We start from the raw sequence: 16,352 nt of genomic DNA, 5'->3' as shown, positions 1-16,352 counted from the left end.
CGGATCACGGCGGGCGCACAGCCCTCTCCCCGGAGCGCCCGGAAAACCACCGGTCTCTCCCCCGCTCTCCCGAAGTGCCCGTCATCTTCCCTCTCCTGAGGGCCACTCAGCTCACCCAGCTAGGAGTCCCATGCCTGTCTCCAGCGGCTCCGGCGGCGCTCCCGTCGCACGCCCGAGCGCCCCCGTTCCCCCCGACCCGCACACCGGGACGCCGCCCACCGAAGGCGGCACCGCCCTGAGCAGCGCCGCCATCGGCGTGTTCGACCTGGTCTTCTTCGTGGTCGCCGCCGCCGCACCACTGACGGCCGTGGCAGGCGTCGCCCCGGCCGCCATGGCGATGGGCGGGATCGCCACGCCCCTGGGATACGTCCTGTCCGGCGGGCTGCTGGCGCTGTTCGCGGCCGGCTTCACCGCAATGAGCCTGTACGTCCGCAACGCCGGCGCCTTCTACGCCTACGTGGCCCGCGGCCTGGGCAAGGCCACCGGCATCGGGACGGCCTACGTCGCGGTCGTCTCGTACAACCTGGTGGAGATCGGGCTCGTCGCCTGTTTCGGCTTTTTCGCCTCGGGCGGTGTCGCGGACCTCACCGGGTTCGTCGCGCCCTGGTGGGTCTGGTCGGCGATCTGCATCGTCGCCGTCGCTGTCCTCGGCTGGCTCCGGGTCACCCTCAGCGCCAAGGTGCTCGGGCTCGCGTTGGTCCTGGAGGTCGTCGTCCTGCTGATCCTGGAGGGCGGCGTACTGGGCCACCGCGGCACGGCCGCCCTGGACCCCGCCGTGCTGAACCCCGGGTCGCTGGGCGGTGCGGGTGTGGCGGGCATGTTCGTCCTGGCCATCGGCGCGTTCACCGGCTTCGAGGCGACCGCGATCTACGCCGAGGAGGCCCGCGAGCCCAGGCGCACCGTGCCGCGGGCCACGTTCATCGCCGTCGGCTTCCTCGCCGTCTTCTACGCCTTCGCCGTGTGGGTGGTCATGGGTGCCTTCGGCCCCGAGGACGCCGTGCGCATCGCGCGGGGCGGGGGCGGGCCCGACATGGTGTTCAGCGCTGCCGGCCGCTTCGTCGGCTCCTGGCTGCCCGACCTCATGCACGTACTGATCATCACCAGTGCCTTCGCCGCCACCCTCGCCTTCCACAACGCCGCCGCCCGGTACATGTACGCCCTCGGTCGCGAGGGACTGCTGCCCCGTCGGCTCGGCCGCGTCACCACAGGCCACGGATCCCCCGGCACAGCCGTGGTCGTCCAGAGCCTGCTCGCGGCCGTCTTCATCGCCGCCGGAGCCCTCAGCGGCGCCGATCCGTACGCGGTGGTCTTCCTGTGGCCGAACGGCACCGGTGTCCTCGGCATCATGGCGATGCAGGCCCTCGCCGCCCTCGCGGTGTACGGATTCTTCCGGCGCGACCGCCGCGGCGTCTCCAGCTTCCGGGCACGGTGGGCACCCCTGCTCTCCTTCCTCGGGCTGAGCGTGCTCACTGTCCTCGCGGCCCTGCGGTTCGACCTGCTCACCGGGGCCTCGGGCATGGTCAACGTGGCGCTGCTCATCCCGCTGCCCGTGGTGTTCTGCACGGGTCTCGTCGTGGCGCGCCGCATCCGACGCACCGACCCGGAGCGGTACGCGCAGTTGACCACCGTCGACGTGGAACGCGACTGATCCGGGGCGAGCACCGAACAGCCCCCTGCGAACCCGCCGCCTCACGCCCCGCATGCCGCGCCGGACACCTCACCGAGCGCGGCCGGGCGTGAGGCCGCCGCGGTCGCCGACTTTCTTGCCATGCCGCAGGGTGAGGTCCGATCCTGATCGGGACAGCGAACGATACTGCTGGACGTCCGTACGGTATATCGAACGTCGGCAGGGGAGAAGGGAAGGGAACGTGAGCGTCCCCGAGGGCTCGGTTCGGCACGTGCTGGCCGCCAATCTCAGACAGGCGAGGACCCGCCGGGGGTTGTCGATCTCCGAGTTGTCCCGGCGCTCGAAGATCGGCAAGGCGACGCTCTCGCAACTGGAGTCGGGAGCGGGCAACCCCACCATCGAGACGGTGTTCAGCTTGTCGCGCGTGCTGGAGGTGCCCATCTCCGACCTGTTGGACGCCCCGCCCGCCGGCGGGCTCACCGTGGTGCGGGCCAAGGACGCGGAGGTGCTGAGCGGCGAGGGGGTGAATCTGCGCCCGCTGCAGCGGATCGAGTCGGGCGACGCCGTCCTCGAGGTTTTTGACCAGCAGGTACGAGCCGGCAGGCGGCAGGAGTCGCTCGGCCATGTGGGGACCGAGCACACCATCGTGCAGGCGGGCCGGCTCGGTGTGCGGGTGGAGGGGCGCGAGGTCGAGCTGGGCCCAGGCGACTACGTCGGCTTCGATGCCGGGGTGCCGCACAGCTACACGGCGCTCGACGGCGAGGTGCGCTCGGTGCTGCTGCTCCAGTACCGGGCCGATCAACGGCTGCATCTGTCGGACGCGACGCCCGGTGACGCCTGCGCGACAGAAGGGTGACAGTCTGCGGCGCAGTGGAGGGGATTCGGTCCGGCTCCACCGTTGACACGCTCCGTGCCGCGTCATAGCTTTCCGTTCGTTCGGTTCAGCGAACGAGGAGGTTCGATGTACGGAACGCGGGTGGCGGTGCTGGGCGCCGGGATCGTCGGCGCCGCCTGCGCTCGCGAGCTGGCCCTGGCCGGAATCGAGCTCATCGTCGTCGACCGCGGGGCAGCCGCTTCGGCGACCACCTCCCACGGCGAGGGCAATGTGCTCGTCTCCGACAAGGGGCCGGGTCCGGAGCTGGAACTCGCCCGGATCTCCCGGAAGTTGTGGCCGCAGGTGCTCGCCGAGGTCGCCGAGCGGTCCGCGCACGCGGCGCACGCGGTGGAGTGGGATCCCAAGGGCGGCATCGTCGTGGCGACGACCGGCGCCGGAGCCCGGGGGCTGGCCCGGTTCGCCGCCGACCAGCGCGCGGCGGGGGTGCGCGCCGAGGTGCTGGACGCCGAGGCGCTCGCCGAGGCCGAGCCGTACGTCACCCGTGAGCACACCGCGGCCCTGTACTACCCCGAGGACGCACAGGTGCAGCCGGCCGGAGCGGCCTCCGCCCTGCTCGGCGACGCACTCGCGGCCGGTGCGACCCTGTGGACGGGCTGCGAGGTGCTGGGCGCTGCCACCCGCGGCGAGCGGATCACCGGGGTCCGTACCTCGGCCGGCCTGCTGGAGGCGGACGGGTTCGTCAACGCGGCGGGCCCCTGGTCCGGTGAGCTGTCCACCCGCCTCGGCGCACCGGTGGATGTGCGGCCCCGCCGCGGTGACGTCCTGGTGACCACGCCGCTGCCGCCGATGGTCTTCCACAAGGTCTACGACGCGGACTACGTGGGCGCGGTCGGTAGCAGCGCCGAGGATCTGCAGACCTCCGCGGTCGTGGAGTCCACCCGCGGCGGCAGTGTGCTCATAGGCTCCTCGCGCCGCCGGGTCGGCTTCGACGACCGGCTGCGCCCGGAGGTTCTGTCGGCCATCGCGGCGAAGGCACTGCGACTGTTCCCGACGCTGGCCAAGGTCCCGGTGATGCGTGCGTACGGCGGATTCCGGCCGTACGTCCCCGACCATCTGCCGATCATCGGCGCCGATCCACGGCTGGCAGGTCTCTGGCACGCGGGCGGTCACGAAGGCGCCGGGATCGGGCTGTCGGTGGGCACCGGACGGCTGCTGCGGAATCTGATCCTCGGTGAGCCGACGGAGATGGACGCCACGCCGTTCCGGGTGGACCGTCCGGCCGTGCTGGGCGAGAGCGCACCCCCTGCCAGTGAGGAGACGGCATGAGCCCCAGACGTGTCCGCGCCGAGTCCGACGCGGTGGGCCGACAGGACCGGCCGCTGCGGATCACGGTCGACGGCGAGCGCGTCGACGGCATCGCGGGCCAGACCATCGCCGGCGTGCTGCTCGCCGCCGACCGGCCGGCCTGGCGACGGGGACGCTCCGGCGCGCCCCGCGGGGTGTTCTGCGGGATCGGCGTCTGCTTCGACTGTCTGGTGACCGTGGGCGACGAGCGCGACGTACGCGCCTGCCGCCGCCGGGCCCGCGACGGCGATGTGGTGACCACCCAGACCCGGCAGTCGGCGCCGGACCTGCCGCGGGATCCGGAGACCGTGCGGTCTCCGCAGTCGGAGACCGCCCAGGAGCCGGCCCCCGAGGCCCAGGGGGACGCCAAGTCATCCGGATCGGGGGAGCGATGACACGACGTCATGTGGCGGTCGTCGGTGCGGGGCCCGCGGGCCTTGCCGCCGCGGAGGCCGCGCTGAGCGCCGGCGTCCGGGTGACGCTGCTCGACTCGGCGGACCAGCCCGGCGGCCAGTACCACCGGATGCTGCCCGAGGCGTACGACGCCGGCCGTCCCGAGGTGCTGCACCACGGCTGGAAGGCCTTCGACCGGCGCCGCCGCCGGGTGCTCGCCCACCCCCGGTGCGCCTGGTGGCCCGAGACCTCGGTATGGGCGCTGGAGCGCCCCGACCCGGAACAGTCCGGGGTGCCGCGGGTGCATGTGCTGCGCGGCCCGGCTGACGGCGGCGAGCGTCGCCGGACGACACTCGACCCCGATGCGCTGGTGCTCGCCGTCGGCGCCCATGATCGCGTCCTGCCCTTCCCCGGCTGGGAGTTGCCCGGTGTCTTCACCGCCGGTGCGGCGCAGGCGCTCGCCAAGGGGGAGCGGGTCGTGGTCGGCGATCGGGTGGTGGTCGCCGGCACCGGACCGTTCCTCCTTCCGGTGGCGGCCTCGCTGCTGGAGGCCGGTTCCCGGGTGCTGGGGGTGCTGGAGGCCAACACCCCGGGCACCGTGGCCCGCGGCTGGTCGCGGCGTCCGTGGCAGCTGGCCGCACAGGCCGGCAAGACCGGAGAACTCGCCGAGTACACCGCCTTGTTGCTCCGCCACCGGGTGCCTTACCGCGCAGGCCGCACCGTCATCGAGGCGCGCGGCGACGGCCGGGTCGAGGAGGTCGTCACGGCACGGCTGCGCGCGGACTGGTCGGTGGTGCCGGGCAGCGAGCACACGATCGCGGTCGACGCGGCGTGCGTCACGCACGGCTTCAGCCCGCAACTGGAGTTGCCGGTGGCCGCCGGATGCGCCCTGCGCGGCACGCCGGGCGGCGAGTTCGTGGCCGTCGACGACGACCAGGCCACCAGCTGTCCCGGCGTGTACGCGGCCGGCGAGATCACCGGCATCGCGGGCGCCCCGGCCGCGCGGGCGGAGGGCGCGCTCGCCGGCTGGCTCGCCGCCGACGGCGACCCGGATGCGCCCGCACTGCGTCGTCTGCGCCGTAGCCGGGATCAGGGTCGCGCGTTCGCTGAGCGGCTGGCCCGGGCGCACCCGATCGGTACGGCCTGGCCGACGTGGCTGCGCCCCGAGACCGTCGTCTGCCGCTGCGAGGAGGCCGACTACGCCTCGCTGTGCCGGGCCGCCGCGGACCGGGCGAGCGCCGCCGCGCGGGTCGCCAAGCTGGAGACCCGGGCCGGGCTGGGCCCCTGCCAGGCCCGGATCTGCGGCCCCACGGTCGCCGAGCTGAACGTCCGGCTGTCCGGTGAGCCCGCCGACCGGCCGGTCGAGGGTCTGCCGGCGCCCGCACCGCACCGGCGTCCGATCGCCCAGCCCATCCGGCTCGGCGAACTGGCCGCCGCCCCCGATCCGTCCCCCGAGGACCCGACCTCTCACCACCGCTGAAAGCTCGACTCTCCGCGACAGTCAACTCCCCTTCCAAGGAGAAGAGTTCATGAGCGACACCAAGAAGCAGGCCCTGTCTCTCGGAGGCGTGGTGGTGGCCACCGCCCTTCCCTACTCCGAGGACGCCTCCGCCCCGGCCGGTCTGGCTGTGGACTACGACCGTTACGCCGAGCACTGCCGCTGGCTGGTGGAGAACGGCTGCCACGGCGTCGGCCCGAACGGCTCGCTCGGCGAGTACTCCTCCCTGACGGACGACGAGCGACGCAAGGTCGCCCGGACGGCGATCGAGGCGGTCGGCGACTCGGGCGTCGTGGTCGTCGGTGTGCACGGCGCCGGCTCGCACCAGGCCAAGCACTGGGCTGAGGTCGCGGCCGAGGACGGGGCCGACGGGCTGCTGTGCCTGCCGCCGACCATGTACCGCGCCAGCCGCGGTGAGGTCCTCGCCCACTTCGAGGCCGTGGCCTCCGTCGGCCTGCCGGTCATGGTCTACAACAACCCGATCGACACCAAGGTCGACCTGACCCCGGACCTGGTCGCCGAGATCGCCCGGATCGACAACATCGTCGCGATCAAGGAGTTCTCCGGCGACGTCCGGCGCGTCCTGGAGATCAAGGAGCAGGCGCCCGGCATCGAGGTCATCAGCGGCGCCGACGACGTGGTCCTGGAGAGCCTGCTGATGGGAGCCACCGGCTGGTTCGCCGGCTTCCCGAACGTCTTCCCCGCGGAGTCGGCGCGCCTGTACGACCTCGCCGTCACCGGCAAACTCGAAGCAGCGCGGGCCCTGTACGAGCCGCTGGTCGCCGCCTTCCGCTGGGACTCGCGCACCGAGTTCGTCCAGGCCATCAAGCTCGGCATGGAGCAGGTCGGCCGATACGGCGGCCCGTGCCGCCCGCCGCGCGGCCCGCTCACCCCGCAGATGCGCGAGCAGGTCCAGGCCGACATGGCCCGCGCCGTCTCCGCCCTCGAGAAGCGGTCCGCCTGATGCTTCCCCACAGCTTCAACGGCGTGGGTGGTGCCCCCACCGTCCGTACGATCAGCGCCGTCGACTCGCACACCGAGGGCATGCCCACCCGCGTCGTCACCGGCGGGGTGGGCCTCATCCCAGGCGACACCATGGCCGAGCGCCGCCGCTACGCCGTGGAGAACCTGGACGGGTTGCGTCGGTTCCTGGTCGACGAGCCGCGTGGGCACTCCGCGATGAGCGGTGCGATCCTGCAGCCGCCCACCCGCCCGGACGCCGACTGGGGCGTGCTCTACATCGAGGTCAGCGGCTTCCTGCCGATGTGTGGTCACGGCACCATCGGCGTGGCCACCGTCCTGGTGGAGACCGGGATGGTCGAGGTCACCGAACCGGAGACCAGGGTCCGTCTCGACACGCCGGCCGGGCTGGTCGAGGCGCGGGTGACGGTCAGCGACGGCCGCGCCGAGAAGGTCACCCTGCGCAACGTGGACGCTTTCGCGCTCGAACTCGACGCCGCCGTCACGGTCCCGGGCCTCGGTGAGGTCCGCTACGACATGGCGTACGGCGGCAACTTCTACGCCATCGTCGAACTCGACCGGCTCGGGCTGCCGTTCGACCGGGCGCGCAAGGACGAGATCCTCTCCGCCGGCCTGTCGATCATGAAGTCCATCAATGAGCAGAACCGGCCGGTGCACCCGGTCGACACCCTCATCGGCGGCTGCAAGCACGTGCAGTTCCTGTCTCCGGACTCCACCGCCCGGCACTCGCGCAACGCCATGGCCATCAGCCCCGGCTGGTTCGACCGCTCTCCCTGCGGCACCGGCACCTCCGCCCGGATGGCCCAGTTGTACGCGCGCGGTGAACTGCCCCTGAACACCGAGTTCGTCAACGAGTCGTTCATCGGCACACGGTTCACCGGCCGGCTGCTGGAGACCACCGAGGTCGGGGGAGTGCCCGCCGTGGTCCCCGAGTTCTCCGGCCGGGCCTGGATCACCGCCACCGCGAACTATCTGCTCGACCCGAGCGACCCCTTCCCGCACGGCTTCGTGCTCTAGAACACCCGGCACGGTTGCGTGCCCCGGAGCACGCAACGGCTGCTTCCCTCGCAGCCCGGACGTGACAAGGAATGACCGTGTGGCCGTCGCGTCACCCTGCTAACGTGTCCGACATGAAGCGCGCTGCTGTGACGACGACGCCGGAGAGTGTCCCGGCGCGCTGACAGACGATCTGATCCGAAGCCCCGGGGCAAGTGCCCCGGGGCTTCGTCGTAGGCCTGGTCACTTGCTCCGCAACCGCAAGGAGACCGCGATGACCACCAAGCACGACCACCGCAAACTGGGCCGTGAACTGGGCCTGTTCGACACCGATCCGCTGATCGGCGCCGGCCTGCCGTACTGGCTGCCCGATGGCGCGGCCGTGAGGCACACCCTGGAGGAGTACATCCGTACCGCCGAGCGGCTGTCGGGCTACCAGCACGTGTACTCACCGGTACTCGGCAAGCGGGAGCTGTACGAGATCTCGGGGCACTGGGCGCACTACAGCGACGACATGTTCCCCCCGATGGACCTCGGCGGGGAGCAGGTCGTCCTGCGGCCGAGTCTGTGCCCTCATCACGCGGTGATCTACCGCTCCCGCTCCCACAGCTACCGCGAACTGCCACTGCGCATGGCCGAACTGGGTGGCATGTACCGCTCCGAACTCTCGGGCGTGCTCGGCGGACTGACCCGTGTGCGGGCCATCCAGCTCAACGACGCGCACATCTTCTGCACCCTGGACCAGGTCGCCGAGGAGGCGCGGGCGGCGCTGGAGATGATCCGCCGGGCGTACGAGGCGCTCGGCATCACCCCGACCCGGCACCGGCTGTCCCTCCCGGGCCCCGGTGGCAAGTACGTCGCCGCACCCGAGAAGTGGCAACGGTCCATCTCCCTGCTGACCGACGTCCTCGACCGCTCCGGCCTGCCCTACGAGGCAGCCGAGGGAGAGGCCGCGTTCTACGGCCCCAAGATCGACGTCCAGGTCACCGACGGCGCCGGCCGGGAGTTCACCCTGTCCACCGTCCAGATCGACTTCCACCAGCCCGAGCAGTTCGACCTGCACTACATCGGCGCCGACGGCGCCAAGCACCGCCCGGTCATGGTCCACCGCAGCGTCATCGGCAGTGTGGAACGTGCCGTCGCCCATCTCATCGAACAGCACGGCGGTGCCTTCCCCGCCTGGCTCGCCCCCACTCAGCTGGTCATTCTCCCGATCTCCGACACCGAACTGCCGAACGCCGCGGCCCTCGCCCAACGCTGCACCCGTCTCGGACTGCGTGCCCAGATCGCGGGACCGGACCGCGGCAGCCTGGGCGCCCGTATCCGAGAGGCCCGCCTGGTTCCCTACCAAGCTGTCATCGGGGCCAAGGAGGCCGCTGACGATCACGTCGCGCTGCGCTTGCGTGACGGACGCCGACTCGACCCGCAGCCGGTCAGTGACGCACTCACCCACATCAGCGCTCTCGTCAGGACCCACAGCACCGACCTGTGGGCCGATCCCACCGCATAGCAGCGTCGCGATCAGCACCTCGACTTGGCCATCAGCATCAGCAGGCCGGCCCCGGCCTCGCCCAGGTGGGTGAGGCCGGGGTGACGGTATGCGCACAGGTTCCAGCCCGCGCCCGGCCCCGGGCGCCGGCGGGCAGCGGACACCGGCCCGGGGTGCGGCCTGTCAACATCCGCCACGGAGTCTTCTCCCGCAGGTGGCTCAGTGGAACTCGTGAACCAGCTGGATCTTGCCGACGAGGTGAGCGTTGAACTCGTCAAGCTCCCCGGCCGGTACCCACAGTTCCAGTATCGTCTGTCCGCCTGCCTGCTGGACCGGGTACCTGCACAGGAAGGCGGACTCGACTTCGAAGCGGGTGACGAAGCCGGCGCCGTCGTGCTTGACGTTCCAGTCCCGCGCGATCCTGACGGCGTAGTCCTCGTTGAGGACCGGGTAGAAGATCGGCTGCTCGGGAAGCCGGGGTGGCCAGGCGCGCCAGTCCAGCTCACGCACGAGGTCCAGTTCCTTGGGGCCGGTGGGACGCCACAGAGTCGTCGTTGCTTGCTGGCTGGTCACCGGAATCGCTCCTGGGTGGGTCCACCGCCGATGCGGCTGACTGGGAGCCCGACGGTATCGACAGCCCATGTACGGCGGCCACCGGGTTTCGAGCTTGGCTCCAGGGCAAGGCCCTGCGGCTGTTGGCGTCCAGAGGTTGGTGACCATGGCGTTCGTCCTGGACGACACAGCTTCAGCGACAGTGGTCGGCTGCCTGAGGAGTACCTGGGCTGGCGCGAACGCCCCAATTCCCAATGCCCGATGCGCTGAACACGGACACGCTCTGTTCCCTGAAGACCTCACGCTTGCCGAATGGCTCCGCGGGTGGCTGGACGGACACTCGGATTCGCCGAAGGCGCCCGCCGGCCCGTACTGCACGGATTGCTGAGACCGCCCTCCACCGTGGACCGGATGAACCGCGCGCAGATCTCCGCGTCCTTGTCCCGGGCGCTCAGGGGCAGCAGGCGCGGTAGGCGCAGTACGGCGAACGCGTTTGTCACGGACGACCCGGTTCGGCGGTGTCGGCCGAGGCCGTGTCGGTTCTGGTGTAGAGGACCTCGCGGCCCTGCTCCGCGGCGCGGATGAGTCCTTCGCTGACGAAGTCGAGGAAGCGGGCGGCATTCTCGAGGCGGTTGGCGGCCGGGGTGCCGCGGCCGAGGATGTCGACGCCCTGCCGTGCGGTCTCGATGAACTGGTCGTTGGCCCGGGCGCTGCGGATCATCGACTGGTACCAGAGGTCGTCGTCGACGACGTAGCGCTCGCGGCGGTGTCCGTCGCGTTCCCGGCGGACGAGGTCCAGGCCCTCGAGGAACGTGATCGCTTTGGAGACGGACGCCGGGCTGACCTGGAGGCGCTGGGCGAGTTCGGAGGCGGTGAGGCTGCCGGTGTCGGTGGTGTAGAGGCAGCCCAGCACCCGGGCCATCATCTTGGGCAGGCCCGAGGTCATGAGGACGGTGGTGAGGTTCTCCTGGTAGTCCTGCACGGCCTCGGCGTCGCGTCCGTGGGGTTGCGGGAGTGCCTGCGGCCCCTGGGGCGCGGCCTGCCTGCGCCGGTGGGTGCGCTGCTGGGTGGCCCGGTGGGCGAGGTCGGCGCGGTAGCCGGTGGCGCCGCCGTTCCGCGTCACCTCACGCGTGATCGTGGAGGTGGGTCGGTCGAGACGGCGGGCGATCTCGGCGTAGGCCAGGCCGTCGGCCAGCCCCACCGCGATCTGCTGGCGCTCCTGCTGGGTGAGCCTGCCTCCCGGCATCACGACCTCCTTCATGCCACGTGGGTGCTCCATGGGTGTCCCGCGGGGCTGTTCGGTGTTCCTGGACGCCTCCATCATAGCGTTCATCCTCATTTCATTGCAACGACTGGCTCTCTGTTGTTGCGTTAAGCGGGAGAGTGTTGCAATGATTAATGCCCTCCCACCTGCATAAATGCTGTCTCTAAGCGAAGAACTTGTTGTCGAGAGTTGGAAAGCAACGTAGTGTTTCCATTGTTGGGAAACAGCAAGCCGCAAGCTTGAAGGAGAGCACGATGCAGAAGTTCGACACCCCCGCCCCGATCTCCGCCGTCCTGGACATCCCCGCGGGACGCGTCCTGTTCATCGCAGCCGACCGGGCGGACACCACGGTCGAGGTCCTGCCCTCGAACGCCTCGAAGGGCCGCGACACGAAGGCAGCCGAGCAGACCACCGTCGAGTACGCCGACGGAGTCCTGCGGATCGGGACTTCGGCGACGAAGAACCAGTACTTCGGCCCTTCCGGCTCCATCGAGGTGACGGTCAAGCTGCCCGCAGGTTCCCGGGTCGAGGCCAAGACGGCCAGCGCCGAACTCCGGACCGTCGGCCGTCTCGGCGACGTCGCCTTCGACGGCGCGTACTCTCAGATCAAGCTGGACGAGGCCGCGAGCCTTCGTCTCACCGCGGTCGACGGCGACGTCGAGGTCGGCCGGCTGGGCGGGCCCGCGGAGATCAGCACCACCAGGGGCGACATCCGGATCACCGAGGCCACGGGCGGGAAGGTCGTGCTCCGCACTCAGTCCGGCGACATCACGGTCGGCGCCGCTGCCGGCGTCTCGGCCGCCCTGGACGCCGGCACCAGCTACGGCCGCATCAGCAACACCCTCAAGAACGACGGCACCGCCGAGCTGGAGATCCACGCCACCACCTCCCACGGTGACATCACCGCCCGGAGCATCTGACAGGTGCCGAGTGTGTGGCCGGTCGTCACGTCCGCATGGTCCGGGACCTCATCGTGGCGATCGCCCACGGTCGGCGTCCCGGCGGGTGCGAACACGACGACGCCTCGTCCTGGCCGTCGCGGTTAAAGGATTTCCCTCGGGGGATGAGAAATTCCTTGAAGCGGGTTTCTTTTGCGCAGTCGGCTCGTGCGATACCGAAGACTGCCGTGCATGGCTACGACAGTCCTCGCCCCGAACGCCGCAGGGACCGACCGCCGAGCGCCCTGGAGAGCGCCGGCGGACCAGCCGGCGTACGCGCGCCCCGCGCTGCTGGTCATCACCGTGCTGGCCGCCGTGCTGTACGCCTGGGGGATCAACCACAGCCAGTACCACACGTTCTACGCCAACGCTGTCCGCAGCATGACGGAGAGCTGGAAGGCCTTCTTCTACGGCTCTTTCGACCCCGGAAATTCCATCACGCTCGACAAACTGCCGGGATTCCTCTGGCCGCAGGCGCTCTCCGCCCGCGTCTTCGGATTCCACCCCTGGGCACTGGTTCTTCCTCAGGTCATCGAGGGCGTGGCGAGCCTGCTGGTCCTGTATCGGCTGGTGCGGCGCTGGGCCGGGGTGGAGGCGGCGCTCATCGCCGCCACGGCGTTCCTGCTGACCCCCGTGGCCGTGGGACTCTTCCGGACCGCCGTCGAGGACCCCGCCTTCACCCTGTGCGTGCTGCTGGCGGCCGAGGCGACCCAGCGGGCCGCCCGGGACGGCCGGTTGGGCCCGCTCCTGCTCGCCGGGGTGTGGGTCGGGCTCGGCTTCCAGGCCAAGATGCTGGAGGCGTGGGCGGTGCTTCCCGCGCTCGCCCTCGTCCATCTGCTGTCGGCGCCCATCGCGCTGCGCAGGCGGCTGGCGCACCTGGGCCTGTCCGCCCTGGTGATGGCCGCGGTCTCGATGTCCTGGATGCTCGCCGTCACCCTCACCCCGGCCAAGGACCGGCCCTATGTCGACGGCACCACCAACAACTCCGCCTTCAGCATGGTCGTCGGCTACAACTTCCTCAACCGCTTCTCCTCGCTCGGCATCAACGCGGCCTCCACGGGCAGCGTGAGCGCGACGCGGAACGGCGGAGGCCACCACGGCGGAGGCGGCCACGGCGGGCTCGCCGACCGTGAGACCGGTACGGTCACCCAGGCGAGCGAGACGGCCGGGACGAGCGAGGCGCGCCAGGCCGGGTCCGGCGGCAGGGGCGGCTGGGGCGGTGACCAGAACGGCTGGTCGAAGATGTTCGGCACGTCGCTCGCCTCGCAGACCGGCTGGCTCTACCCGATCGCCGCCGTCGCCGTCGCCTGCGGTGTGCTGTGGCGCCGGGGCCGGCCACGTACCGACCGGGTCCGTGCCGGATTCCTCCTGTGGGGCACCTGGCTGGCCACGTACTTCCTGGTGTTCAGCGCGGGCAGCGTCGATGGCCACACCTACTACATGGGCGTCATCGCCGTACCGCTCGCCGCGCTCACCGGCGGCGGCGTCACCCTGATGTGGCGTGCGTACCGTGCGGGCGGCCCCCGTGCGTGGGCGCTGCCCGGCGCGGTGGCGGCCACGGCGGCGTGGAGCGCATATCTCGCCGGGGAGTTCCCGTCGTTCCTGCCCTGGTTGGCACCCGCCGTGGGTCTGCTCGGCCTGGGGGCCGTCGTCCTGCTGGTGCTGGGCCGTCGGCGCCGTGGCGCCTCCGGCGGCCGGCTCGCGCTCGCCGGGTTGGCCGCGTCCCTCGCCGCGCTGCTGTTCGCGCCGAGCGCGTGGGCGGTGCAGGTCTTCAACCCCGCGTACGGCAGTTCCGGCATGGGCGCGGTCGGCCCCTCCGGCAAGCACCGCGGTCATCGCTCGGTGACGTCGGCGGGGGGACGGACGGGACAGCGCCCCTTGACCGGTGCCGGCAGCCGTGGGCAGACCCGGGGCGCGCCGGGTGCACCGGGTGCGCCGGGGGGCACGGGTGGCTTCCGCGTCCGCCGGGGCGACGGCCGACTCACCGCGACCCAGCGGGAGTTGCTCCGGTACACCACCGCGCACCAGGGTTCGGCCACCTACGTCTTCGCCACCACCCGCTGGAACGGTGCCTCCCCCTACGTCCTCGCCACCGGTGCCCATGTACTGCCGCTGGGCGGCTACAGCGGCCGGGTGCCGTTCCCGACCGAGGCACAGTTCCGGCACCTGGTCGCCTCCGGCAAGCTCCGGTACGTGCTGCTGGGCGGCGGTGGTCGCGGCATGGGCGCCCTGTTCGGCAACCGCACCGGCACCGGCAACCGCTCCGCCACCGGTGCCACGCGGATCACCGCCTGGGTCCGGTCCGCCTGCACCCCCGTACCGACCTCCGCCTACGGCGGAACGGAATCCGCCGACGCGACGAAAACGCCCGGCGCGACGGGCGAGGAGCTGTACCGATGCACTGCCGGCGCCGCGTGAACCGCCCCCGGCACAGGCCCTAGTCGAGGCGGGCCAGCAAGTGAGCGTCGAGGAAGCCCCGTTCGGAGGCCGGGTCGTGGAGAAGCCGAGCGACCGTGGCGAGCCCGGCCCCGGCCAGCAACTCGGCGAACTGGTCCACCGGCCAGCTGTACGCGGGCGTCACCTTGTGATCGAAGCGGACAGGCTCCGGTCCCTCGGTCGCGAAGAACGAGACCAGGAGCAGGCCCCCTGGTGCCAGGACACGCGTCTGCTCGGCGAGCAGCGCGGGCAGTTCCCCGGGCGGGGTATGGATCATCGAGTAGTGGGACAGCACTCCGCCGAGCGCGCTGTCCTCGACCGGCAGGGCCTCCATGCGCGCCTCGTCGAACCGCAGCGCCGGATGGGCCCGCCGGGCATGGCCGACCATGGCGGGGGAGAGGTCGAGCCCGAAGGCGTCCAGCCCCAAGTCGTGCAGCATGGCCGTCAGATGTCCGGGTCCGCACCCGACATCGGCTGCCCGCAGGTTCCCCGTCCCGCGCACCAGCTCGGCGAAGGTGCCGACCATGGCCCGCGTGAACGGCCGCGTCTCCAGCCGGTCAGCGAACATCGACGCATAGAGCTCGACGACCCCGTCGTAGGCCGCCCTGGTCTCGTCCCGGTAGTCCATCACGGGAAGGAAGCTAGTGTCCTGCGCCTGAAATCCGTCGGCAGAAGTGGGCGAGGGATTCGAGGATCTCTTCGGCGGTCTTGGTCCAGATGAACGGCTTGGGGTCCTCGTTCCAGTTCTTGATCCAGCGGCGGATGTCGGCTTCGAGGACCTGGACGTTCTTGTGTGCGCCGCGGCGGATCTTTTGGTCGGCCAGGAACCCGAACCACCGCTCGACCTGGTTGATCCACGAGGAGCCGGTCGGGGTGAAGTGCATGTGAAAGCGGGGGTGTTTGGCCAGCCACGTCCTGATCGCGGGCGTCTTGTGGGTGCCATAGTTGTCGCAGATCAGGTGGATCTGCAGGTGTGCGGGCACCTCCTTGTCGATCCGGATCAGGAACTTCTTGAACTCCGCGGCCCGGTGCCGGCGGTGCAGGGCGCTGATGACTTCGCCGGTGGCGACGTCGAACGCGGCGAACAAGGTGGTCAGCCCGTTGCGGACGTAGTCGTGCGTGCGCCGCTCTGGCATGCCCGGCATTATCGGCAGTACCGGCTGTGAGCGGTCCAGGGCCTGGATCTGGGACTTCTCGTCCACCGAGAGGACCACCGCGCCCTCGGGCGGGTTGAAGTACAGCCCGACGACGTCGTAGACCTTCTCCACGAAGAACGGGTCCGTGGACAGCTTGAAGGTGTCCGTCAGGTGCGGCTTGAGCTGGAACTTCCGCCAGATCCGGCCGACAGTGGACTTGGACAGGCCACTGTGCTCGGCCATCGACTTCCGCGACCAGTGCGTGGCGTTCTTCGGGATCTCCTCCAGCGTGGCAATCACGACCGCTTCGACCTGGTCGACACCGATGGTGGGCGGCCGGCCCGGCCGGGGCTCGTCGGCCAGGCCTTCCAGCCGCTCGGCGAGGAACCGCCGCCGCCACTTGCGCACAGTGTCCGCGGAGATCCGCAGGGTGCGGGCCACCTCGACGATGGGTGGGACGTCGGGTCCGGCGCACGCCAGCACGATCCGCGCCCGTAACGCCAGCGCCTGAGCGGAGTTCGCCCGCCTCGTCCAACGCTCCAGCACAGCACGCTCGTCATCGCCCAGCAGCAGCGGTTCCAGCTTCGGACCACGACGCGGCGCCGGCACCCCGGCAGAAGAACTCATACAAGTTCTAACGACGGACTACCGGCGCAGGACACTAGTACTCCAGCAGGATTTTGCTGTCTGGCCTGGGGTTTCGCTGGGCGGCTGGAGTGTAGCGGGCCGCGGAGTGGTCAGGGGTGGCCTTCGGCAGGCCGCCCCTCGATCGTGCGACAGTGCCGCAGGTAGCGACAGGGTGCGGGGCAGCCTTCTCACGTGATCACCGCGCGTGTTGCCGAGCAGTGGGACCTGGAACTGGA

At 71.0% G+C, this 16,352-nt stretch carries 14 protein-coding genes; 10 read left to right on the top strand and 4 right to left on the bottom strand.

All coding sequences use genetic code 11. From position 1 onward, the window contains the following. Positions 1-130 precede the first annotated feature (130 nt). The 8 genes from ACTYVM_RS24025 (at position 131) to thrS (ending at position 9,184) form a co-directional block, all read left to right on the top strand. Positions 131-1,648, top strand: coding sequence for an APC family permease (locus ACTYVM_RS24025; RefSeq protein ID WP_445527939.1), 1,518 nt, complete (start codon positions 131-133; stop codon positions 1,646-1,648). 220 nt (positions 1,649-1,868) lie between these two features. Further along, entirely contained in the window at positions 1,869-2,483 is a 615-nt protein-coding gene (locus tag ACTYVM_RS24020; RefSeq protein ID WP_445527938.1) for a helix-turn-helix domain-containing protein, read from the top strand. Between the two features lie 105 nt (positions 2,484-2,588). Then, positions 2,589-3,788, top strand: a complete 1,200-nt coding sequence (locus ACTYVM_RS24015) for an NAD(P)/FAD-dependent oxidoreductase (protein WP_445527937.1) — start codon at positions 2,589-2,591, stop codon at positions 3,786-3,788. Beyond that, positions 3,785-4,201: a (2Fe-2S)-binding protein gene (locus tag ACTYVM_RS24010; RefSeq protein WP_445527936.1), complete on the top strand. Its 417-nt coding sequence runs from the start codon at positions 3,785-3,787 to the stop codon at positions 4,199-4,201. The genes ACTYVM_RS24015 and ACTYVM_RS24010 overlap by 4 nt, the downstream gene beginning before the upstream one ends. Then, on the top strand, positions 4,198-5,679 hold the full coding sequence (locus tag ACTYVM_RS24005) for an FAD-dependent oxidoreductase (protein WP_445527935.1): 1,482 nt from the start codon (positions 4,198-4,200) through the stop codon (positions 5,677-5,679). Before ACTYVM_RS24010 ends, ACTYVM_RS24005 begins: the two co-directional genes overlap by 4 nt. Positions 5,680-5,728: 49 nt before the next feature. Next, positions 5,729-6,661 (top strand): dihydrodipicolinate synthase family protein, encoded by a 933-nt coding sequence (locus tag ACTYVM_RS24000; RefSeq protein WP_445527934.1) that lies wholly within the window; start codon positions 5,729-5,731, stop codon positions 6,659-6,661. Then, positions 6,661-7,695 (top strand): proline racemase family protein, encoded by a 1,035-nt coding sequence (locus ACTYVM_RS23995; RefSeq protein WP_445527933.1) that lies wholly within the window; start codon positions 6,661-6,663, stop codon positions 7,693-7,695. The genes ACTYVM_RS24000 and ACTYVM_RS23995 overlap by 1 nt, the downstream gene beginning before the upstream one ends. 253 nt (positions 7,696-7,948) lie before the next feature. Next, positions 7,949-9,184, top strand: coding sequence for a threonine--tRNA ligase (gene thrS, locus ACTYVM_RS23990; RefSeq protein ID WP_445527932.1), 1,236 nt, complete (start codon positions 7,949-7,951; stop codon positions 9,182-9,184). A 198-nt stretch (positions 9,185-9,382) separates the two neighbouring features. Here the strand turns inward: thrS and ACTYVM_RS23985 are convergent, their stop codons facing one another. Together ACTYVM_RS23985 and ACTYVM_RS23980 are read right to left on the bottom strand one after the other, a co-directional pair. Continuing rightward, a complete protein-coding gene (locus ACTYVM_RS23985; protein ID WP_445528050.1) occupies positions 9,383-9,742 on the bottom strand; it encodes a hypothetical protein in 360 nt (119 codons plus the stop codon). 469 nt (positions 9,743-10,211) lie between these two features. Further along, positions 10,212-10,961, bottom strand: a complete 750-nt coding sequence (locus ACTYVM_RS23980) for a GbsR/MarR family transcriptional regulator (RefSeq protein ID WP_445528049.1) — start codon at positions 10,959-10,961, stop codon at positions 10,212-10,214. A 272-nt stretch (positions 10,962-11,233) separates the two neighbouring features. Between ACTYVM_RS23980 and ACTYVM_RS23975 the strand changes: the two genes are divergently transcribed. Continuing rightward, positions 11,234-11,899, top strand: a complete 666-nt coding sequence (locus ACTYVM_RS23975; RefSeq protein ID WP_445527931.1) for a DUF4097 family beta strand repeat-containing protein — start codon at positions 11,234-11,236, stop codon at positions 11,897-11,899. Positions 11,900-12,109: 210 nt separating this feature from the next. Then, complete coding sequence (locus ACTYVM_RS23970; protein WP_445527930.1) at positions 12,110-14,335, top strand: ArnT family glycosyltransferase; 2,226 nt, start codon at positions 12,110-12,112, stop codon at positions 14,333-14,335. 19 nt (positions 14,336-14,354) lie between these two features. Here the strand turns inward: ACTYVM_RS23970 and ACTYVM_RS23965 are convergent, their stop codons facing one another. Beyond that, complete coding sequence (locus ACTYVM_RS23965) at positions 14,355-14,981, bottom strand: class I SAM-dependent methyltransferase (protein WP_445528048.1); 627 nt, start codon at positions 14,979-14,981, stop codon at positions 14,355-14,357. Between the two features lie 13 nt (positions 14,982-14,994). Then, positions 14,995-16,116 carry an IS630 family transposase gene (locus tag ACTYVM_RS23960; protein ID WP_445527929.1) on the bottom strand — a complete coding sequence of 374 codons (1,122 nt, stop codon included), beginning with the start codon at positions 16,114-16,116 and terminating at the stop codon, positions 14,995-14,997. Positions 16,117-16,352: the final 236 nt, after the last annotated feature.

The sequence above is a fragment of the Streptomyces cyslabdanicus genome (assembly GCF_052663305.1).
The sequence above is the reverse complement of the archived record's forward strand: the minus strand, read 5'-3'. Positions and strand labels throughout refer to the sequence as shown.